General features: G+C 41.6%; 24 protein-coding genes. 3 read left to right on the top strand and 21 right to left on the bottom strand.

Going from position 1 to position 20,994, the window contains the following annotated elements:
• Positions 1–24: 24 nt before the first annotated feature.
• From nuoK to BDE36_RS02965, 19 genes are all read right to left on the bottom strand, one after another.
• Positions 25–354, bottom strand: a complete 330-nt coding sequence (gene nuoK, locus BDE36_RS03060; protein WP_128767886.1) for an NADH-quinone oxidoreductase subunit NuoK — start codon at positions 352–354, stop codon at positions 25–27.
• On the bottom strand, positions 354–851 hold the full coding sequence (locus tag BDE36_RS03055; RefSeq protein WP_128767887.1) for an NADH-quinone oxidoreductase subunit J family protein: 498 nt from the start codon (positions 849–851) through the stop codon (positions 354–356). Before BDE36_RS03055 ends, nuoK begins: the two co-directional genes overlap by 1 nt.
• Positions 852–908: 57 nt before the next feature.
• Positions 909–1,406, bottom strand: coding sequence for a NuoI/complex I 23 kDa subunit family protein (locus BDE36_RS03050; protein WP_141813686.1), 498 nt, complete (start codon positions 1,404–1,406; stop codon positions 909–911).
• 30 nt (positions 1,407–1,436) lie between these two features.
• A complete protein-coding gene (nuoH, locus tag BDE36_RS03045) occupies positions 1,437–2,486 on the bottom strand; it encodes an NADH-quinone oxidoreductase subunit NuoH (protein WP_128767889.1) in 1,050 nt (349 codons plus the stop codon).
• Positions 2,486–3,490: an NADH-quinone oxidoreductase subunit G gene (locus BDE36_RS03040; protein ID WP_141813685.1), complete on the bottom strand. Its 1,005-nt coding sequence runs from the start codon at positions 3,488–3,490 to the stop codon at positions 2,486–2,488. The genes nuoH and BDE36_RS03040 overlap by 1 nt, the downstream gene beginning before the upstream one ends.
• Before the next feature lie 21 nt (positions 3,491–3,511).
• A complete protein-coding gene (nuoF, locus tag BDE36_RS03035) occupies positions 3,512–4,879 on the bottom strand; it encodes an NADH-quinone oxidoreductase subunit NuoF (RefSeq protein WP_128767891.1) in 1,368 nt (455 codons plus the stop codon).
• Positions 4,880–4,881: 2 nt separating this feature from the next.
• Positions 4,882–5,418 carry an NADH-quinone oxidoreductase subunit NuoE family protein gene (locus tag BDE36_RS03030; protein ID WP_141813684.1) on the bottom strand — a complete coding sequence of 179 codons (537 nt, stop codon included), beginning with the start codon at positions 5,416–5,418 and terminating at the stop codon, positions 4,882–4,884.
• Positions 5,411–6,619 carry an NADH-quinone oxidoreductase subunit D gene (locus tag BDE36_RS03025; RefSeq protein WP_128767893.1) on the bottom strand — a complete coding sequence of 403 codons (1,209 nt, stop codon included), beginning with the start codon at positions 6,617–6,619 and terminating at the stop codon, positions 5,411–5,413. The genes BDE36_RS03030 and BDE36_RS03025 overlap by 8 nt, the downstream gene beginning before the upstream one ends.
• Before the next feature lie 4 nt (positions 6,620–6,623).
• On the bottom strand, positions 6,624–7,127 hold the full coding sequence (locus BDE36_RS03020) for an NADH-quinone oxidoreductase subunit C (protein WP_128767894.1): 504 nt from the start codon (positions 7,125–7,127) through the stop codon (positions 6,624–6,626).
• Positions 7,128–7,670, bottom strand: a complete 543-nt coding sequence (locus tag BDE36_RS03015) for an NADH-quinone oxidoreductase subunit B (RefSeq protein ID WP_128767895.1) — start codon at positions 7,668–7,670, stop codon at positions 7,128–7,130.
• Between the two features lie 113 nt (positions 7,671–7,783).
• Positions 7,784–8,158, bottom strand: a complete 375-nt coding sequence (locus tag BDE36_RS03010) for an NADH-quinone oxidoreductase subunit A (protein WP_128767896.1) — start codon at positions 8,156–8,158, stop codon at positions 7,784–7,786.
• 59 nt (positions 8,159–8,217) lie between these two features.
• Complete coding sequence (locus tag BDE36_RS03005; protein ID WP_141813683.1) at positions 8,218–9,873, bottom strand: tetratricopeptide repeat protein; 1,656 nt, start codon at positions 9,871–9,873, stop codon at positions 8,218–8,220.
• Positions 9,874–9,905: 32 nt separating this feature from the next.
• Entirely contained in the window at positions 9,906–10,793 is an 888-nt protein-coding gene (locus BDE36_RS03000; protein WP_128767898.1) for a PstS family phosphate ABC transporter substrate-binding protein, read from the bottom strand.
• A 227-nt stretch (positions 10,794–11,020) separates the two neighbouring features.
• Positions 11,021–11,854 carry an energy transducer TonB gene (locus BDE36_RS02990; protein WP_141813682.1) on the bottom strand — a complete coding sequence of 278 codons (834 nt, stop codon included), beginning with the start codon at positions 11,852–11,854 and terminating at the stop codon, positions 11,021–11,023.
• Between the two features lie 24 nt (positions 11,855–11,878).
• Positions 11,879–12,424 (bottom strand): ExbD/TolR family protein, encoded by a 546-nt coding sequence (locus BDE36_RS02985; protein WP_128767901.1) that lies wholly within the window; start codon positions 12,422–12,424, stop codon positions 11,879–11,881.
• A 27-nt stretch (positions 12,425–12,451) separates the two neighbouring features.
• A complete protein-coding gene (locus BDE36_RS02980) occupies positions 12,452–13,072 on the bottom strand; it encodes a biopolymer transporter ExbD (protein WP_141813681.1) in 621 nt (206 codons plus the stop codon).
• Between the two features lie 91 nt (positions 13,073–13,163).
• The gene (locus tag BDE36_RS02975) at positions 13,164–13,991 is read right to left on the bottom strand and encodes a MotA/TolQ/ExbB proton channel family protein (protein WP_128767903.1); all 828 of its coding nucleotides are present in this window, start codon (positions 13,989–13,991) and stop codon (positions 13,164–13,166) included.
• Between the two features lie 294 nt (positions 13,992–14,285).
• Positions 14,286–14,630 carry a translation initiation factor gene (locus tag BDE36_RS02970; protein ID WP_141813680.1) on the bottom strand — a complete coding sequence of 115 codons (345 nt, stop codon included), beginning with the start codon at positions 14,628–14,630 and terminating at the stop codon, positions 14,286–14,288.
• A 4-nt stretch (positions 14,631–14,634) separates the two neighbouring features.
• Entirely contained in the window at positions 14,635–15,507 is an 873-nt protein-coding gene (locus BDE36_RS02965; protein ID WP_141813679.1) for a diacylglycerol/lipid kinase family protein, read from the bottom strand.
• 776 nt (positions 15,508–16,283) lie between these two features.
• On the opposite strand from BDE36_RS02965, the gene metK reads away from it, so the two are divergent.
• The 3 genes from metK (at position 16,284) to BDE36_RS02950 (ending at position 19,051) form a co-directional block, all read left to right on the top strand.
• On the top strand, positions 16,284–17,537 hold the full coding sequence (gene metK, locus BDE36_RS02960; protein WP_128767906.1) for a methionine adenosyltransferase: 1,254 nt from the start codon (positions 16,284–16,286) through the stop codon (positions 17,535–17,537).
• A 109-nt stretch (positions 17,538–17,646) separates the two neighbouring features.
• On the top strand, positions 17,647–18,207 hold the full coding sequence (locus tag BDE36_RS02955; protein ID WP_141813678.1) for an NUDIX domain-containing protein: 561 nt from the start codon (positions 17,647–17,649) through the stop codon (positions 18,205–18,207).
• 109 nt (positions 18,208–18,316) lie between these two features.
• Positions 18,317–19,051, top strand: a complete 735-nt coding sequence (locus BDE36_RS02950; protein ID WP_141813677.1) for a lysophospholipid acyltransferase family protein — start codon at positions 18,317–18,319, stop codon at positions 19,049–19,051.
• Positions 19,052–19,117: 66 nt separating this feature from the next.
• Here BDE36_RS02950 and BDE36_RS02945 read toward each other — a convergent pair whose 3' ends face one another.
• Both BDE36_RS02945 and BDE36_RS02940 read right to left on the bottom strand, forming a co-directional pair.
• The gene (locus BDE36_RS02945; RefSeq protein ID WP_128767909.1) at positions 19,118–19,837 is read right to left on the bottom strand and encodes a LytR/AlgR family response regulator transcription factor; all 720 of its coding nucleotides are present in this window, start codon (positions 19,835–19,837) and stop codon (positions 19,118–19,120) included.
• Between the two features lies 1 nt (position 19,838).
• Positions 19,839–20,852 carry a sensor histidine kinase gene (locus tag BDE36_RS02940; protein WP_141813676.1) on the bottom strand — a complete coding sequence of 338 codons (1,014 nt, stop codon included), beginning with the start codon at positions 20,850–20,852 and terminating at the stop codon, positions 19,839–19,841.
• Between the last annotated feature and the right edge of the window lie 142 nt (positions 20,853–20,994).

The raw sequence follows: 20,994 nt of genomic DNA, 5'->3' as shown, positions 1-20,994 counted from the left end.
ATTTAAACTCTTCAAGACTGCAGCTTACCATTTTAACCTGTTCAGTACATTTACATCTGTAGAGTTTGTGTTCCTGTAAATCATTACAATAATAGCTAGTCCAACAGCAACTTCCGCTGCAGCAAGTGCCATTATAAAAAACACAAATACCTGCCCTGAGGCATCTCCCCAATAAGCAGAAAAAGCAGTCAGTAGCAGATTGACAGCATTAAGCATCAATTCCACAGACATGAAAATCACAATGGCATTTCTCCTTATCAGCACTCCCATCACGCCTATCGAGAAAATAATGGCGCTCAACAAAATATAATGATTTAGAGGTACGCCCTGAATTGTTTGAGTTACAGTTTCCATTATACTTTTTTTGGATCCTTTTTAGCCAGCAATACAGCCCCTACCATCGCTGCCAGCAGCAAAAGTGAAGAGACTTCAAAAGGCAAAAGAAATTCTTTGAATAAAACTTTTCCCAGATTCTGAACAAGCCCGATGTCAGGATTCTTTAACACCAGAGGATCGGAAATATTTAACAATTTTACGGATCCTGCCAGAGTAACCAGTAAACACATCCCCGCAACTACTCCCGCTATCTTAATCAGATTCGATTTCATCGGTTCCGATTCTTTATTCAGATTCAACAACATCAGTACAAACAGAAATAGAACCATGATTGCTCCCATGTAAACAATAAAGTTTACAATTGCCAGAAACTGAGCATTCAGCAAAACATAATGAATCGTGAACGTAAAAAACGTGATAATAAGATACAGAACGCTGTATACCGGATTTTTTGAAAAAATTACCAGCAATGAAAAAAAGACTGATAAAAAAGCAATTAAATAGAATAAGCTCATTAAATTCTATGGTTTTACTTCACCCTGTTGGAAAATAGAGGTCAAAGGTATGATTTTTTACGATTTCAATGGAGCTTCAACCAGTTTATCTTTACCGAAGATAAAATCCTTCCTCACATAATCTGCCTCCAGAAACGGCCCGTCAAGATAAATAGCCTCCTTAGGACAAGCCTCCTCGCACAAACCGCAGAAGATACAACGAAGCATATTTATCTCGTATACTGCCGCGTATTTTTCTTCCCTGTACAAGTTCTCTTCACCCTTTTTACGTTCAGCTGCCGTCATCGTTATCGCTTCAGCCGGACAAGCTAAAGCACACAGGCCACATGCCGTACACCTTTCGCGACCTTGCTCGTCTCTCTTCAGCGAATGTAAACCACGCCAGTTTTCAGACATAGGCCTTTCCTGTTCGGGGTAAAAAATCGTTTCCCTCTTTTTAAATATATGTTTAAAAGTTATAGCCAAACCAGTAAGTATAGAAGGCAGATAAATCCTTTCTCCAAAACTCATCGGTTTTTGCTCTAATACTTTCTTTCTGTTACTTAGTGATTCCATAAAATAGCTTTATATAAAGCACCCGCCTTATTAAATTAAATCTTTAACTGTCATCCAGATCCCTGTAATTACAATATTTGCTATTGCCAGGGGAATAAGGACCTTCCACCCCAAATTCATTAACTGGTCATAACGGAAACGCGGGATGGTCCAGCGTATCCACATAAAAAAGAAAATAAAGAAGAATATTTTTCCAAAAAGAAATACAATTCCAAGAAGCGCAATAACATTGTCCGACAATCCCAGATCGTTCATGAAAGGGAAGTTATATCCGCCAAAATAGAGGGTAGACATAACCGCTGAAGAAACGAACATGTTAATATATTCAGAAAAGAGGTATGCGCCCAGCTTAAATCCCGAATATTCAGTATGATAACCTGCCACCAGTTCATTTTCACTTTCAGGAAGGTCAAAAGGAGTGCGGTTACATTCGGCAAAAGCGCAGACAATGAAAATCAAAAAACTCAGAGGTTGTTTAAATACATTCCATGTAAACCATCCATCAGCCCAAAATCCTTCTTGCTGCGCTGCAATACCCTTTAAGGATAATGTTCCGGTGATCATCAGCAGAGCAATAATTGAAAGCCCCATGGCTATTTCATAACTGATATTCTGCGAAGCTGCGCGGATAGCGCCCATTAGCGAATATTTATTGTTTGAAGCCCAGCCTCCGATCATTACACCATAAACGCCCAGAGACACCACACCGAAAATGTAAAGCAGACCAACGTTAATATCTGCCACCTGAAGTTCGATAGCTCTCCCTCCTATGGTCAGCACTTTCCCCCATGGAATCACAGCACTTCCGATACTCGCCGTCAACAAAGCAAGTGACGGACCCGCTATGAATAGAAAATGATTCGATTCCGATGGGATGATCTCCTCTTTAAAGAACATCTTCCCGCCGTCTGCGAGAGGTTGTAACAGCCCTCCCGGGCCAGCTCTGTGCGGCCCGATCCTTCCTTGAATATAGCCTGCTATTTTCCTCTCAGCTAAAGTGGAATAAGCAGCAATACCCAATGTAATCAGGAAAATTACTGTTACTAATACAAACTTTTCTATAACAAATGCTAATTCCATTAAAGTCTCGTTATTCGTTCAAACTCTTCTTTATTCGATTCTAACAAAGCAGGGTTAGTTCTTATTACTGATGGCGGATTCAGTTGTTCATAATGATTGGCTGAAATAACAGAATGAGGCGAAATACGCCGTGGTCCTTCGATTACCCAGTCACTTGTCTTCTTTGTTTCGAAACGACAATCATTACAAATAAACTCTTCTGCTTCACCATACTCATCTTTTCGTGCAGTTACACGTATTACATCTTCGCCCTTATACCACAAAGTCACCTTCCCTGAACACTTCGGACAATCGCGATGAGCGTCTACTGGCTTTGTAAACCATACCCGGTTCTTGAACCTGAATGTCTTATCGGTAAGAGCACCTACCGGACAAACATCAATTACATTGCCCGAAAAATCATTTTCGATCGCCTTTTCTATATAGGTAGATATTTCAGCAGCATCGCCCCGTCCTAAAATTCCATGAACACGGTTATCTGTAATCTGATCAGCAACATAAACACAACGGTAACACAGAATGCAACGTGTCATATGCAGCTGTATCTTATCACCTATATCGATACGGTCAAAGGTCCTGCGTTCAAATTCGTAGCGCGTAGATTCCGTTCCGTGTTCATAAGATAAGTCCTGCAAATGGCATTCACCCGCCTGGTCACATATAGGGCAATCGAGGGGGTGATTAATGAGGAGCATTTCGACAACGCCTTTGCGCGCCTCCAATACTTCAGACGACGTAATATTCTGAACCTCCATACCTTCCATAACCGTTGTGCGGCAGGAAGCCACCAGTTTTGGCATAGGCCTTGGATCTTTCTCAGAACCCTTGCTTACTTTTACAAGACAGGTGCGGCATTTACCCCCGCTGCCTTGCAGCTTAGAATAATAACACATAGCAGGAGGAACAATATCCCCTCCGATCTGCCTGGCAGCATTTAAAATGCTCGTACCCGGCTCCACCTCTATACTAATCCCGTCTATTGTTACTTTAACTTTATCAGACATGTTAAAGATTCCTTCTTTAAATTAATTAGCTGTAACTCCCTCTGGTTTTGGCAATGGATCCGCATAATGAGCCAATCCATAATTTCTCTGCATCGCCTCGTCCGGATGAGTTACATGCCACTCAAACTCGTCCCTGAAATGCCTTATAGCACTGGCAACTGGCCATGCAGCTGCATCACCAAGAGGACAAATTGTATTACCCTCTATTTTCTTTGAAACATCAACCAGCAAATCAATATCACTTAACTTACCATGCCCATATTCCAATCGGTGCAAAACTTTTTCCATCCAGCCGGTACCTTCGCGGCATGGGGAACACTGTCCGCAGCTTTCATGATGGTAGAACCTTGAATAATTCCAGGTATTTCTAACGATACACTGGTCCTCATCAAATACCACAAATCCACCCGACCCAAGCATTGTTCCTGTTGCGAACCCTCCATCGGCGAGCGACTCATAAGTGATCAGCCGGTTTTCGCCGTTCGCGGTCTTCAATATAAGATTAGCAGGAAGAATAGGAACCGACGAACCACCGGCTACAACGGCCTTCATCCTTTTACCATTCGCTATGCCTCCGCAATACTCATCAGAATAAATAAATTCTTCAACGGAAACACCCAGTTCAATTTCATAAACACCAGGCTTATTGAGGTTTCCGGATGCTGATATCAGTTTGGTTCCTGTACTTCTTCCAATTCCCATCTTCGCATACTCATCGGCGCCATCATTAATGATAGGTACAGTCGCAGCAATCGACTCAACGTTATTTACAACCGTAGGACAGTTGTATAATCCTGATATCGCAGGGAAAGGAGGTTTGATCCTTGGATTACCACGCTTGCCCTCAAGAGATTCAATAAGTGCAGTCTCTTCACCACAAATATAGGCCCCTCCTCCTGGCTGTACATATAATTCAAGATCGTATCCCGACCCCAGTATATTTTTTCCGAGCAAACCTGCATTCTTCGCTTCTGCGATTGCCTTCTCAAGGATACGGATCTGAGGCATCATCTCCCCCCGTACATATATATAGGAAGTATTGGCACCTAAAGCATAACTTGAAACAATCATTCCCTCGATCAAAAGATGAGGGATATAAGTCATCAGGTAACGGTCTTTAAAGGTTCCGGGTTCAGATTCATCACCATTACATACCAGATAACGCGGCTTGCCTTCAGGTTTTGCAAGGAAGCTCCATTTCATCCCGGTAGGGAAACCAGCCCCGCCACGGCCCCGAAGACCGGATTTCTTCACTTCCTCTACAACATCCTCCGGAGACATGCTTTTGAGCGCTTTCTCAACAGCACGATAGCCTCCTTTCTGACGATAAACTTCAAAAGTGTTGATGCCAGGAACGTTTATATTTTCTAATAATAGCTTTCGTCCCATCTTTATATCATTTGAGCATTTTCAGCTGTTTTCAAACGTAAACCATCAATTAACTCATCTACTTTTGCCTCGGTCAGATTCTCGTAATAAGTATACTCGGGACCAATCTGTAAAACAGGTCCGGTACCACAAGCTGCCAGGCATTCCACTCCTCGCCAGCTAAATAATCCATCAGGAGTTACTTCTCCCTCTTTTACATTTAGCTTTTGCTCAATATATTTCATTATCTTCTCTGCGCCAACCAAACAACATGGCCCGGTACGGCAAACTTCCAGGACATACTTACCCTGGGGCTTCAGAAAGAACATGGTATAGAACGTTGCCACCTCGTACACCTCAATTGGCTTTAGATCGAGATACTCGGCCACCTTGTCCATTGCAGGTGTACTGATCCAACCATATTCCGCCTGAACAAGGTGAAGAATCGGAAGAAGAGCCGACTTCTGCTTATCTTCCGGGTAACGTGAAACAATCTCGTTGAACTTAGTAACAAGCTCAGGACTGAAAATCACTTCTTCTGTGTTAGAAATTTTAAGCATCTAATTCTCCTGCAATCACATTTAAACTACTCATATTGATAATCGCGTCAGACAATAGCATTCCACGACTCATTGGTGCATATAGCTGATAATTTATAAAGCTTGGTCTGCGGAAATGAAGCCTGTAAGGCGTACGCCCGCCGTCATTCACAAGATAAAAACCAAGTTCGCCATTTGCACCCTCCACACAGTGGTAAACCTCTGTCTTCGGACTATCAACTTCGCCCATAACTATCTTAAAATGATAGATCAGGGCCTCCATATTGTTATAAACCTCTTCCTTCGGAGGAAGGAATATTTCAGGAACATCCGCATGAAAGACACCCTTCGGTTCACGTTCAAGCATATCAAGAGCCTGCTCTATAATGCGGATACTCTGATACATTTCTTCGTTCCTTACCATATAGCGATCATAGACATCTCCGGTTGTACCAACAGGAATATCAAAATCGAAATCTTCATAAGAACTGTAAGGCTCGTTTACCCTCACATCATAATCCACTCCGCATGCGCGTAAAATCGGCCCGGTCCAGCTGTAGCTTAAAGCAGTTTCCGCATCCACAGCGCCAACGCCCTGGGTACGATCCATGAAAATACGGTTACGGGTAAACAACTCTTCAAACTCTTTCAGGACAGGCGGATAATCTTTTACAAATTTCCTGATCTTGGTCCAGGCTATATCGTTAAAATCACGCTCAAAGCCACCTACACGACCAATATTCGTGGTTAAACGCGCTCCGCATATCTCCTCGTATATTTCGTAAATATGCTCGCGCTTTTCCATTAAATATAAAAAGCCGGAATAAGCGCCCGTGTCTACCCCTAAAATACCGTTACAAATAAGATGGTCTGAAATACGCGCCAGCTCCATAATAATAACGCGCATATAGTCCACTCTCTTTGGCGTTTTAATTCCAAGCATTTTCTCGACCGTCATATGCCAGCCCATATTGTTAATGGGCGATGAACAATAGTTCATCCTGTCGGTAAGAGGAGTGATCTGGTAAAACGGCCTGTGTTCGGCTATTTTTTCAAATGCCCTGTGAATATATCCAATAGTAGAAACGCCACTCACGATACGCTCTCCATCCATCTCCAAGACATTCTGAAACACACCATGTGTCGCAGGGTGTGTTGGGCCAAGATTTAATGTCGTGGTCTCTTTGCGTTCCTGATTATTTACGATTACGGGTTGATTCATTTTTTTACCTTCCGAAGTAAAAGTCCTTTTTATCTGCACGGTTTGGATCTTCAAGCGGAAACTCTTTCCGCATCGGAAATACCGTCATATCGTCCACATTTAAAATACGGCGTAGATCTGGGTGACCTTCAAAATTCACCCCAAAAAAGTCATATGTCTCCCTCTCCATCCAATTAGCCCCATGCCATAAGCCGGTCGCCGTAGGAATAGAAGGATTCTGATCTTCCAGAAAAACTTTTATACGTATACGTACATTGTTCCTGAAGCTGTGAAGATGATAGATTACGCCAATTGGCAATTCTCTTTCGGGATAATGGATCCCTGTTATATCAGTAAGAAAATTAAAATTTAACTCTCCGTCCTCTTTCAGGAATGTTAAAATTTCTAATATATCGTTCCGCCCGGCCTCAATTGTTAAAAGGCCTTGTGGTTCTGATGAAAGCAAAATTTTAGTGCCAAATCTTGCACTCAGTTTTTGAAGTACAACCTGATTGCTAATTTTACCCATTTACTGGATTCCGTATTTATTTAATAACTCTTTATATTCCGGCTGATTCCTTCTGCGGAGAGGTTCAGTTTTTACAAGCTCCTGCAATCTCAAAACACCGCTTAAAATTGCCTCGGGTCTTGGCGGACAACCCGGCACATACACATCCACCGGGATCACTTCATCTATGCCCTGAAGCACAGAGTAGGTGTCGAAAATCCCACCGCTGGTAGCACAAGCTCCGACTGCTATCACCCACCTCGGCTCGGCCATCTGTATATAAACCTGCCTTAAAACGGGCGCCATCTTTTTTGCAATCGTTCCCATAACTAAAAGCATGTCGGCTTGTCTTGGCGAAAAAGAAGGACGCTCCGACCCAAAACGGGCCAAATCATAATGTGCACCCATCGTTGCCATAAATTCAATACCGCAACAGGATGTAGCAAAGGGTAAGGGCCATAAGGAGTTTGCCCTGGCCAACCCAATCACTTTTTCTAAAGAAGTTGCAAAAAAACCAGAGCCTTCTATCCCTGCAGGTGCTTCTGCCAATTTTATATCACTCATTTCTGTCTCCTCCTAAAATAAAAAAAGCCCATTTCATCGTAGAAATATGGACTTCAAAGTTACAAAATTAACACAGCACTAAGATATGCTGCATTTATTTAGAATAATTCTAATTACTCCCAGTCCAGTGCTTTTTTCTTTATTATATAAATAAAACCAAGCAGGAGTGTCCCCATGAAAATAAACATCTCAATCATCCCATCCATTCCCATCTCCTTAAAATTTACCGCCCAAGGATACATAAAGATCACTTCCACATCAAACAGCACAAACAGTATCGCAACAAGAAAGTATTTAATTGAAAAGGGGGAGCGGGCGTTTCCAACTACTTCTATACCAGCCTCAAAGGGTGTTAATTTATCTTTAGTTTTCCTTTTAGGACCCAGCATGTGCGTAAGCACCATTGTGAATACAACGAAGCCTAATGCAACGAGCATTTGAAACAAAATAGGAAGGTAATTAACAGGCATATTCACGGGCGTTTCCATCGCTAAGCTTTAAAATTACGCAAATATAAAAAAAGAGCCCGAAACAGGCTCTCTTTCTTTTAATTCCCTAATGATTTTAACGCCTCGGGCGCATAGGTGTTTGTTGGATCGAGTTGAATCGTCTTATTGAAATAGTCTTTCGCTTTAGACTGGTTTGACCTGATATAGAATGCGCCGAGATTATTATAAGCTTCGGCCAGGTTTCTCTTGTTCCTGGAATCAGCCACTGCCTCCGGTTTCGCGGATACAATTTCTATAAACTTCTCATAAAAAGGCACCATTAGTCCTTTTGAATTCTGATCATCATCAAGCAAGCGGTTTACCCGTGCCCTGTATAAATAAGAATCGGGAGTAGTAGGTGATTTTTGAATTACGAAACTAAAAGCTGAATCAGCTTTCACTAGAATATCACGGCTGGCCTTTTGAGTCGCTGCATCTTTACCTGCATAATCAAAATAATGGGCCATTCCTAAATAGAAATTATCATAAACCAAAGTTTTTGATTGAGGATAAGTTATTGCCAGCTCATAAAGCCTCGCAGCCAATCCATATTTCTTTTCTGTAAATTGGGTTTTCGCAAGCTCACTAAGAGGCTCGGCATAAGAAGAATCAGTTGCAATCGCCTTTGCAAGAGTTGAAACGGCAGAAGTATCGCCTAACTGCAGCTGTGCTCTTCCCAAATAATAATAATCCTGGCCAATTACTTTTTCAGACTTTGCCATAAACTCTTTCAACGCGGTTACGCTTTCTGCAAAGTGTCCATTTTCGAAAGCAGAATAGCCTAAGTACCGGTAGATGCGCGGATTGGCCTTATCAATCTTAGCCATTTCCTGCGCTTCCTGTTCCAATGCACTATACTCTCTGGCAAGGATCAGGAAGTCCGCATACCGCATTCTCGACTCTATAGAGCGATCGGTAAGATCCATGTACTTACCATAATATTTTAAAGCCTCCTTAATCTTGGCTACTTCATAATTATTATCCTTTGCCCACAGATAGTAAGCTTCTGCCAGCTCTCTGTAAGCAGGTGCATAATCCGGATTAGTTGCTAATACTGCATTAAATTCATTGGTAGCTTCGTTATAAGCTTTAGAACGTATAAGAGTCTTTCCAAGTTCAATCTTTGCCCTCAGCAAGTTCTTGTCCATATCAAACGCGGTACGATAAGCACTATATGCTTCACTGTTCTTTTTATCACCATTATAGGCGTCTCCAAGAGCAAGAAAAATCTCCGCATCTTTTTCATTTATTGATTTAGCCTTTTCAAGGTTCTCGATCGCCGCAGCATAGTTGGGCTTAGGGTTATTCGTGTAAGCCTTTCCTATATAAAGATAAGGTGTATAGTCCTTTTTCTTTGCCAGCGACAATGCCTTATCAAAATTGGTTTTTGCCGAAGCTGCATTATTGGCATGGAGATCAACAGCTCCTAGTCCAACATAGTTAAGTGGGTACTCATTGCTTGCCGACACCCCTTTTGTAAAAGTTGCTTTAGCAGAATCAACGTACTCTGTTTTAAGATATACGTTTCCTAAATAGAAATAATTTTCTCCTGAAGCTGGCTGGGTTGCAATTAGTTTTTTAAGAATAGTTTTGGCTTGCTGATATTTCTCTGCATCGATTGCCTTCTTTGCATCGCCTAAGTTTTGTGCAAAAGCCGCCGTCCCTATCATTCCCATTACCAGGCCTGCCTGTACTGCTCTTCTTATCACTTTCATAGTTTATTAATATACTTTTTATTTTACTTAATTTATCTGATCATTATTTCGCGGGGTGGAATGCTATCTGGCAATAATCCCGACTTCAGTACAATCCTCTGTCCGGTTTCACCGGCCAGAAAAGAAGCGAATCCCCAACCCAATCCAGGCCCGCCCTGGCAATTAATAATATATAAACTTCTGCTAAGAGGGTAAAGCTCCATCGCAAGATTATCCTGGCTAGGCTTGTAAAACTTATCAGAACCGGCTTTCCCGGCGACATTCTTTACACCAAGCACCTTTAGATCCTTTACCAGAGGCTCTAGTTCCTTGCTCGGCTGCTTATACCAGTTTATTCCTATAACACCAATCGACCCTATATTATTGTGTACATACTCAATAACTTGCGAATTTGTTTTAAGAGCATACACACCTTTCGAAGGCAATTTACTAATTTTTGCTAAATCTTTTAAATATCTGACCGTACTCGAATTGGGATTGTCAAATACAAGCTGCCTTTTTGAGGGCTTTCCCTGCATAATATCCACAATTTCCTGAACAGTAATCGTCGTGTCTGACGATGATTTGTTTGCAATCAGAGCTACTGCATCAACAGCAAAACGGGTGGCCCGTATTTTTATCTTTTTCTTATCAAAAACCCTCGCCTCATCCGGAGTTAACAAGCGCGACATGATAGCTATTTTCGCGCTATCAGCAAGGAAATCATTAACGAGCTGATTCTCGGCTTTATAAATTAGCTTAATATCAGCCCTGGTATAGGTATTCTCAAATACATACCATTGATCCTCCACTATAGGCGCGAAGCTCTCATCGACCAGTATTTCGGTAGACCCGGTGGTTTCCGACTCTGTAACTTTACCGCTATTACACGATATAAACAGAGTGCCTGTAAATAAAAGATAAAAAATATGGCGTTTCATCTGTCAGTCCCTTCTTGTTTGTAAAAGCCTAACCAACCTTAAAAAAGAATAAGCAATCAGGAAAACGCCAAATACCACGCGATAGGTCTTCTCCAGATGCAGGGGAACTCCGTCCCAAAAAATTATAGCCAGTCCAACTACTAAGTAAAACACAAACATGAACAGGCCAAAAATGAACAAAAATCGCTTTGCGGGCGATTTTTGTTGACTTTCTCTTTCAATCATTTCTATGATCCCTCCAGGTTCAGCATGATCGGTAAAGTGTATTGAACACGTACCGGCCGGCCGTTCTGAATACCAGGCTTCCATTTCGGAGCCTTCTTTAACATCCTGGCAGCTTCCTCGCCGGTTCCCATTCCAAGATCCCTAAGCACCTTGATATCGGTTAAACTTCCGTCTTTCTCAACGATAAAACTCATGATCAAACGTCCGGAGACTCCTTGTTCACGCGCTGCAGCAGGGTAAACGTAGTTCTTACTAACATAGTTGTAGAACTTTTCCATACCGCCCGGAAAACTTGGCATTTCCTCAATACTTGCAAAGTCATGCACCGAGTTATCTTCTACAACTGCTGCTTTGGTTGGAGGAGCTGTTCCCACCGGTTCGTCGATTCTGATTTCAGCATTCGGGTCTCCGGCAATAGTTTTCTGACCAGGGTCAGCAACTTTCAGTTCTTCTACTGTAGGAGGTTCTTCATCTCTCACCTTTTCAGCAGGTACAACTACCGGAGGCGGGAAACGCACCTGGTCTACCCTTGGGCGCGGTGGTTCTGCAGCCGGGGGAGGAGGAGGTGCCTGCTCATCTACAGGAGGAGGCGGTGTTAAAACTACCTCAGTTTCTATAACTCTGTTTTCAGCCTCTTCGTCGGGACCAAGGCCACTTATATACTTAGCGATAAGCGGTGAGCTTATTGCCAATATAAAAAGGATACTTCCTATTATAAGGGCCCGGTTTGTCGTTCTGGCATTATTCTTACGAAGCTGATACGCCCCATAAGCCTGATTTCTGCCGGCAAACACCACGTCGATCCACTGAACATTAAAAATATCTAATTTTGCCATCTCTAATTTCTTTCTTTAGTGGTATTAATATATGTCATCGCGCTTAAGCAGACCGATTTCAGGATCTGTAATATCTACTATGGCATACTGCTTAACATTGGTGATCTTTATCTCATCCAATATATCTACCAGGTTTTTATAATTAGACTTAGCGCTTGGTTTAATTAATACGATCATGTCTTTTCCGGTAGCACCCTTAATTTCTTTGGCTTTGTCAAGAATTGCTTTACGGATGCCGTTCTTACCATAGTTTTCAACAGTCGGTGGCGTCTTCGGATCATCAACTAATCCTATATACCATTCTATCCTGTTTTTATTTCCCAGTAATACGGTCATTGTCCGTGTATCAGCAACATCCAGCTGCTCGTTAGGGTCCTGATCATTCTTATCCGGCATTGCAAGGTCCATTGCCTGTGGCTTTGCAAGCGTTGTAGTGAGCATGAAGAAAGTGATCAGAAGAAACATAAGGTCAACCATCGGAGTCATATCCACACGAGTCGACTGCTTCTTACTTCTTACCTTCCCTCCTTTGTGTTTGCCACCACCCCCACCGGTATCTAATTCTGCCATATCTATTTATTTTTTACGATTAATGGATTAATCAAGTCCCTCCAGAGAGGTAATCAGACTAAATTTATTAACCTTTTGTTTTTGTAAAATATCTATAATTTTCTTTACCGCAGGGTATTCTTCTTTAGAATCGCCTTTGATAGACACGCGCATCTGCTCGTCGTTAAGCTCTTTTGTAGCTACACGGGCCTGATAAATCCAGTCGTGCAACTGTGATGGAGCCGTTCCAACCGAATCAACTGGTATCCCGGGCTGCAAACCTTCTTTGTTTCTGTCTGCACTTGACAGGGCGATAACCTGTTTTAACTGACGAATATCAACACCAAAGCTTTCCATTAGCGAGAAACGTTTCTTTTCTTCAGGAGTGAACTGTATTTTATAACGTTCGCCCATCTTTTCAAGCATACTTATACGTACGTTCTGACCTTTCACGCCAAAGAAAACCTTTCCGTCTCCGACAGTTATTGTCCCTATATTGACTTCCGGAACTTTGATCTTTACGGTTGAAGTCGGAGTGTCTACAGTCAACGGTTCTGGCTGACGGGCAGTTGCTGTTAAGATAAAGAACGTTAACAGCAAAGAAGCCACATCACACATCGCCGTCATATCTATAGCGGTACTCTTTCTTGGTACTTTTACTTTAGGCATCTTTCAATTTTATAATGATTCCTTAATCATTTTTAATAGTGGATGAAAAAAGGTCGGATATTCCATAAATCCGACAAACTTTTTTCAAATATTATTTATGCGTGCTAGCGTAGGTCTGTACAATTGAGAATCCAGCTTCGTCAATTGAATAAGTTAACTTGTCAATTTTTGAAGTAAAGATATTGTACATAATAATAGCAACAGTAGAAGTTGCGATACCTGTAGCTGTGTTGATAAGCGCTTCAGAGATACCATTTGCAAGCTGTGCCTGGTCAGGAGCACCGGCAGTTGCCAACGCACTGAACGATTTGATCATACCTGTTACAGTTCCTAACAGACCAACTAATGTACCAGTAGAAACCAGAGTCGCAATAATTGTAAGATTCTGTTCCAACATTGGCATTTCAAGAGCTGTTGCTTCTTCGATGTCTTTCTGGATAGCTAAAGCTGCCTGATCGTTATCAAGAGTACCTTCAGCTTCTACCTCACGGTATTTTTTCAAACCTGATTTAATAACGTTTGCTACAGAACCTTTTTGTTTATCGCATTCAGCCATTGCTGCTTCGATATTTCCTGCAGTTAATAAAGTTTGAACCTTTTTTACAAAAACTTCAACGTTACCTTTCCCTGCGGCTTTATTAATAACAAAGAAACGTTCAATAGAAAATACAATTACCATCAGGAACATACCCATCAGCATAGGTACGATCACTCCCCCTTTATAAACCATTCCGAAATAATTTCCTACAAGCGGGTGTCCGTTTTCAGGATCGCCACCTTCAAAATTGGCGGGATTTCCCATTACATACTTCCATAAAAGGATGCCAATAACAAGACAGATAACGATCGTTAAGCTTGCAAAAATGTTAGAACCAGAGCTTTCTTTCTTCGCAGTTGTTGGTGTTGGTGCGGTTGCCATTTTTTTTAGAATTTAGTTTTTAGTTTTTAATTTAAATATAATAGTTGCTACTTACTTGCAATTATACAATAACAAAATTAGAGTTTTCAAATAAATAAAAATGTGATCCTAATTACATTTCCATTATTCCTATCAGCAGCATCCCGGTTAGGAAATAACGTTCTTCAAAAAAACTGTCTTTTGATTGTAACAATTTTCTGCAATAAAAATCATTTTTTTTTTCAATTGCAAATCTCGGATAAAAAAGAGCCTCAATCGTCTTAATAAACTTCATATTAATCTGTTTTTAGGTTTTTAGCCTCCGGATTTCTTTACTTTATAGCCTTCAGATTTCAGAGTTTCAACAATTTTATCGCGAAAATCACCCTGTACAATAATTTCTCCGTTCTTTGCAGAACCGCCCGTTCCGCATTTCTGCTTCAATCTTTTTCCCAGAATTTCAAGATCATCGGCAGTGCCAACAAAACCCGTTATCAGAGTTACCGCCTTACCACCTCTCTGTTTTTTGTCTAATTGCACACGCAGATCCTGTTTTGACGGAGCTAATGTTTCCTGTTCAGCAGGTTCTTCGAATTGAAATTGAAAATCGGGGTCTGTTGAATATACAACACCGGCAATATTCTTGTTCTTTTTCGACATGCAGCTAATATAACACAGAAAGCGAAGAAGGTTTTACTGAAATAGAAATTTCTTTCCCAGCTTCTCCAGGCTCTCCATCTAAATGAATTCTTGTATGATCGTATGATACAATACGTATATTTCTGCCTTTTATTATTTCGAGGTACTTCGAATATTGAGATGTTTTTGTAAACATCCTTAAAACTACCGCTGGAAAAAGAGCAAGGGGGAAAGGCTTGACTATGCAAACATCTAATATTCCGTCATTTAACAAGGCAGTGGGCGATATAAATGCATTATTGCCATATTGCGGCGAGTTGGCTATACTAATCATAAATGCTGTCCTGTCGTAATTCTTGCCGTCTACTTCTATCCTGTAGGAGCCAGATTTGTACTTCACTATCTCAGAAAAAGCAGTCTTAACATATCCAAGAAAACCTCTCGATGTCATATTCGAGAATTTATGACTGATATGGGCATCAAAACCTATCCCTGCCATATTAAAGAAATATGATCCATTTAATATACCTGTGTCGATGGGACTTGCCCTCAATAGATTGACCCTCTCGATTGCTTTCCGGTGGTTTAACGGGATATTGAGAGATAACGCAAGGCCATTTCCAGACCCACATGGAATAATGCCCATCGCAGAACGGCTACCCTGAACAGCCGATGCGATCTCGTTAACAGTACCATCGCCACCTACTGCAATAATAAAATCGGTACCTTCTTCCACTGCTTTTAAGGCAAGCTCATATGCATGGCCAGAACGGGCGGTGAAAACAAATCGCGGCGTAAATTTATCTTTGTCGAGATATCTTTCTGCGACTGAGGGAAAATGCTTTTTATCCTTCCCTCCTGATATAGGGTTTATTATAAATAAAATACTTTTTTTCAATGAGCCAGCTTTTTCAAAATCGGTGCTAAAAATAGCCTTTAATTAAATGCTATTCAAATAATACCTAAGAAGCAGCCTTTAATGCATCAGAGCAGCTTTCATAGGTACCTCCTCTGCCCTCTTAATTCCTCTCATCTACGATTAGCGGCTAAGAAAGCTGACCAGGAAAAATGCCCCCATTTTGGCACACTTATCACTCCAATCTCTTAAAAGTTCCTGACCAGTCCCTGACCAGTCCCTGATCTCGTCAGCATCTCATTAGACTCTTGTCAGTATCATGTCAGACTCTCGTCAGACTTTAGTCTGACATGATGCTGAGGAGATGCTGACATGATGCTGACGAGATCAGGGACTGGTTAGGCACTGGTATGGCATTCATATGGGTTTGTACCTACTTCTTCTTCTCTTTTGTATCATACGTATATCCTTCATTTATAGTCCCGATTTCAACATTAACAAACGACCAGCGTTCCTTCTTTTACGGCACTTCTATGTATTGAGCAGCTTGTTGTTACTGGTGGCATGCTACGACGTTATAATAAGGAATTGTTTGTCTGTTGAATTTTCTTTCCGGATGCTCAGCGGGCCTTATACTCATTTCTTAAAATATAAAAAATCTTGTACCTTCGTGCTGCAAAGTGGACTGATTTGCTGTGTTCATATTAAAAGGGAACAAGATTGCAACCACGTAAAAAAAAGGCTAATACATGCTCATTTTTTACATCTGCTGCAAGTGCCGGTCTCTCCTCTTTTGCATAAACTCAAAAATCTTTTTTATGCCATATTTATTCACATCAGAATCGGTTTCTGAAGGACATCCTGACAAGGTCGCAGATCAGATTTCCGATGCTTTAATTGATAATTTCCTCGCATGGGACCCTGATTCGAAGGTGGCATGCGAGACGCTTGTAACTACCGGACAGGTTGTTCTGGCGGGTGAAGTAAAATCAAATACGTATCTCGATGTACAAAAGATCACCAGAGATGTAATACGCAAGATCGGCTATACGAAATCGGAGTATATGTTTGAAGCAAACTCCTGCGGTATCCTTTCGGCCATCCACGAACAATCTTCTGATATCAACCAGGGAGTTGACCGCAAGGAAAAACAGGAACAAGGTGCTGGCGATCAGGGAATGATGTTTGGCTATGCAACAGACGAAACAAGCAATTACATGCCCCTTGCTTTAGACCTTGCGCATAAAATACTTATAGAATTGGCTGCACTCAGGCGCGAAAACAAGGAGATCCCATACCTGCGCCCGGACGCAAAATCGCAGGTTACCATCGAGTACAGCGACGACCATCAGCCTATACGGATAGATGCCATCGTGGTATCGACTCAACATGATGATTTTGCTTCTGAAGAAGAAATGCAGGATAAAATCCGCGAGGACATTATTCAGATTTTAATTCCGAGGGTAAAAGCCAGCATTTCTCCTGAACTGCAGAGCTTGTTTACCGATAGCATCAAGTATCACATTAACCCTACCGGGAAGTTCGTAATCGGAGGCCCCCATGGAGATACCGGACTTACAGGAAGGAAAATTATCGTTGATACTTACGGAGGTAAAGGAGCTCATGGCGGGGGTGCGTTCTCAGGTAAAGATCCTTCTAAAGTAGATCGCTCGGCGGCTTACGCAACACGTCACATTGCTAAGAACCTTGTTGCAGCAGGAATATGCAGTGAGATACTCGTGCAGGTGTCGTATGCCATTGGGGTAAAAGACCCAATGGGAATTTACGTAAACACCTACGGCACTTCTAAAGTTAGTCTTTCTGACGGTGAAATTGCCAGCAAGATCACCGAAATCTTCGACATGACCCCATACGGGATAGAAACACGCTTGAAACTACGCAACCCTATCTATTCTGAAACTGCAGCATACGGACATATGGGCCGCGATCCGGAAGTAGTTACTAAAGAATTTGTGGGAGCAGGAGGTGAAAAGAAGCAGATCGAAGTTGAGTTGTTTACATGGGAAAAACTTGATTATGTAAACAAGGTGAAAGCAGCCTTTGGAATTTAATATCAGTAACAGAGCATACAAGCCTTCCGCATCATAAGCAGAAGGCTTTTTTTTATTCTGCCTGTGACGCTTCATGCATTACAGGTAAAAATTATTCCGATTTGAAATTATGCTGAATGAAGAAGTTAATCCCTGGAAAACATTGTCAAACAGGGAAGTCTATGAGAATCCCTGGATAAAAGTAACAGAATTCGATGTAATCAACCCATCAGGAGGGCAGGGCATCTATGGAAAGGTTCACTTTAAGAATTATGCTATTGGGATAGTCGCGCTCGATGATCAGCTAAACATATGGCTCGTGGGACAGTACCGCTTCCCAATAAACCAATACAGCTGGGAAATCCCGGAGGGTGGTGGTCCCCTGGGTATTGATCCGCTCGAATCTGCTAAAAGGGAATTACTGGAAGAGACTGGACTTGTTGCTAAAAACTGGACAGAGATTCAGCAAATGCATCTTTCTAATTCTGTGAGCGACGAGTTCGGAATTATTTATCTCGCTCGCAACCTTGAACAGTTTGAGTCAGAGCCAGAAGAAACGGAACAGCTTCAAATAACGAAGATGTCTCTGGAAGAAGCCTTCCAGATGGTCATTTCAGGGAAGATCACTGACTCCATAAGCGTTGCAGCCATCTTAAGGGTAAAACTGCTTGTCATAGAGGGAAAGCTATAAAACATCATCGGCCGCGGCTTTATCCATACTGATAAAATTTGTAATTTGGCGGCCCGGTATGCTTAAAAGAAACTGTCTTGTAAAGGATGCCGGATTTCACTAACAATCAATGAACAAGTTATTTGGTTATATTTTTTCTCCGCTTCATTATCTCGCCTTTGGACTTTTTCTGGTTATCTTTCATCCCATCCAATGGCTGAGTTTGAAACTGGGAGGATACAGTGCCCATAAAAGGTCGGTAGATATTCTGAATTTCTTTCTGGTTACTACCTATTACCTTATGGGTTCACGGATGAGGTTCTCGAATAAGGTGGGACTCCCTGCCGGCCGGTCCATTATTTTTATAGCCAATCACCAGAGCATGTACGATATTTCGCCGATGATCTGGCATTTGCGGGCTCACCATCCGAAATTTATATCGAAAATTGAGCTAACGCGTGGAATTCCAAGTGTATCCTTTAACCTAAAACATGGCGGCGCTGCCAATATTGACCGCAGCGACCCTAAGCAATCAATAGCTGAGATCCTGAAACTGGCAAAACGTATGCGTGAGAATAACTGGTCGGCAGCGATATTTCCGGAAGGTACCCGCTCAAAAGACGGGAAGATGAAGCCGTTTGCGGCGGGTGGGGTAATAACTTTGTTAAAGAAAGTTCCCGATGCCCTGGTGGTGCCGGTAGCTATTAAAGGTTCATGGAAACTAACACGATTTGGCGTTTTTCCTTTGAGCTTTGGTGAGAAGATGAACTGGACAGTACTTCAACCGATCGAACCGGCTGGAAAAACGCCTGAAGATGTGATAAACGAAGCTGAAAGAGCGATTAAAGAGGCAATCGCCGATTAACCCCAATTGTTGAATCTCGACCACAATGATCATTATCAATCATTGTCAATTGTCCCCTGTCAATTGCTAAATGTTCCTGTCTTCTATTTTCTTAAAGAAGTTATCGCGGTAGGTATCTCCAATGGGAATAACTTTATCTCCTATTTGTATTCGTCCTCTTTCTATACTTTCAATCTTATCAATCGAAACAATAAAGGATTTGTGCACACGGGCAAACCGCTGGTTAGGCAATACTTCCTCCAGCTTTTTCATGTGCTGTAATGTTATTATTCTTTCGACGGCGGTGAAAATAGAAACATAGTCCTTCAGTCCTTCTATGTACAGGATATCATTAATATAGATCTTCTGGATACGATGCTCAGTCTTAACAAAGATAAAATCGGGTGCCGATGCTGCCACAGGCCGCTCTATCGTCACTGCAGGAGTACTCTGACTTTGCTGGTTCTGGACTTTTAAAACAGCCTTATAGAAGCGATCAAAGGCGATAGGTTTTAAGAGGTAATCTGATACATCAAGCTCATAGCCATCTAATGCATATTGAGAATAGGCGGTGGTGAGAATTACATTGCATTTCCCGTTAATGATCTTCAAAAACTGGATGCCTGTTAGCTCCGGCATTTGCACATCAAGAAAAACAAGATCGATCAAGTCATTCTGAACTATCGACAATGCCTCAAAAGCACTCGTAGTAGCTTTCACCAGCTCTAAGAAAGGCACTTTAGCAATATAATCCGTCAGAATATCGAGTGCTAAAGGCTCATCGTCAACAACAAGACAGCGTATCATATTATAAGTCCAAAACTAGTGTACAATGATATATTTCTCTACCTTCATTAATTTCCAACTCATATTTTCCGGGAAAAAGTAAATCGAGCCTTCGTTTCACATTGTTAAGACCGATTCCACTAGCCTCGTCTTTGTTCTGAGCGCTCTTTTTATTTTTCACACTAAAGAACAATCTTCCTTTCATTACATCAATAGTAATTGCAATAGGATTTTCGGGATCAGAAGCGACGCCATGCTTAAAAGCATTCTCTACGAAGGCGATTAAGATCAGCGGAGCTATGCTTTGCTGCATATCGTCGCCCTTTATATCCATACTTACATAAGAATCGGCCTTGAAGCGTAACTTTTGCAATTCTATATAGTTTTCAAGGTATCTTATTTCCTTTGACAACTCCACCTTTACTTCGTTGCTCTCCTGAAGCATATATCGCATAATTTCAGATAATTTAAGGATGGCTTCCGGAGTTTTCTCCGAATGCTGGTAGGCAAGCGAATAAATGTTATTCAGAGAATTAAACAAAAAATGGGGGTTGATTTGTGATTTCAGAAACGCCAGTTCGGCGATGAGCTTTTCATTCTCCAGATTCTTACGCACCTTCTCATTTACAAACCAGTCTACTGCAAATTTCGCGGCAGTACTGAGGAATACAAAAAACGTTCCTGTAAAAACCGTTCCCAGGTAATACTCCCAAAAAGTGATCACAATTTGATGTTGGGGCCCGCGCTTTAAAACAACGCTACTAAAAAAGCTTGCTAAAGTATATTTAATAAGGCCCGAGAATAGTATGAGGAATATAATACTTAATGCGCATCCGAGATACCTTCGGCTGTTTAGATATTTAGGTAAGATGTAGAGATAGTTGATATAGAAAATGGCTATATTTAATAAGCCAAAGTATACAAAAATAACAACAGCTTCTTCCAGCTTCCCTCCCCTGCTGCCGATACCTACAAACAGAAGGAGGATAGAAAGCCATATTATGGCGTGCAGAAAAACTGTCCTTGGTTTATTCATCAGCCTAAATTAATAAAACCGGTGAAATAAAGGGTAAATAAACAAATGAGAAGGTTTTACCTGCCGATGCAAGAAATTAAATGGCGACAGGGAAGCAGGTAAAAATAAAAGGCGTTAAGAAACACAAACAGGGTTATCTGCG

The sequence above is a fragment of the Arcticibacter tournemirensis genome (assembly GCF_006716645.1).
GTDB classification, from domain to species: Bacteria; Bacteroidota; Bacteroidia; order Sphingobacteriales; family Sphingobacteriaceae; genus Arcticibacter; species Arcticibacter tournemirensis.
Note: the sequence above shows the minus strand (reverse complement) of the source record. Positions and strands in the feature narration are given on the sequence as shown.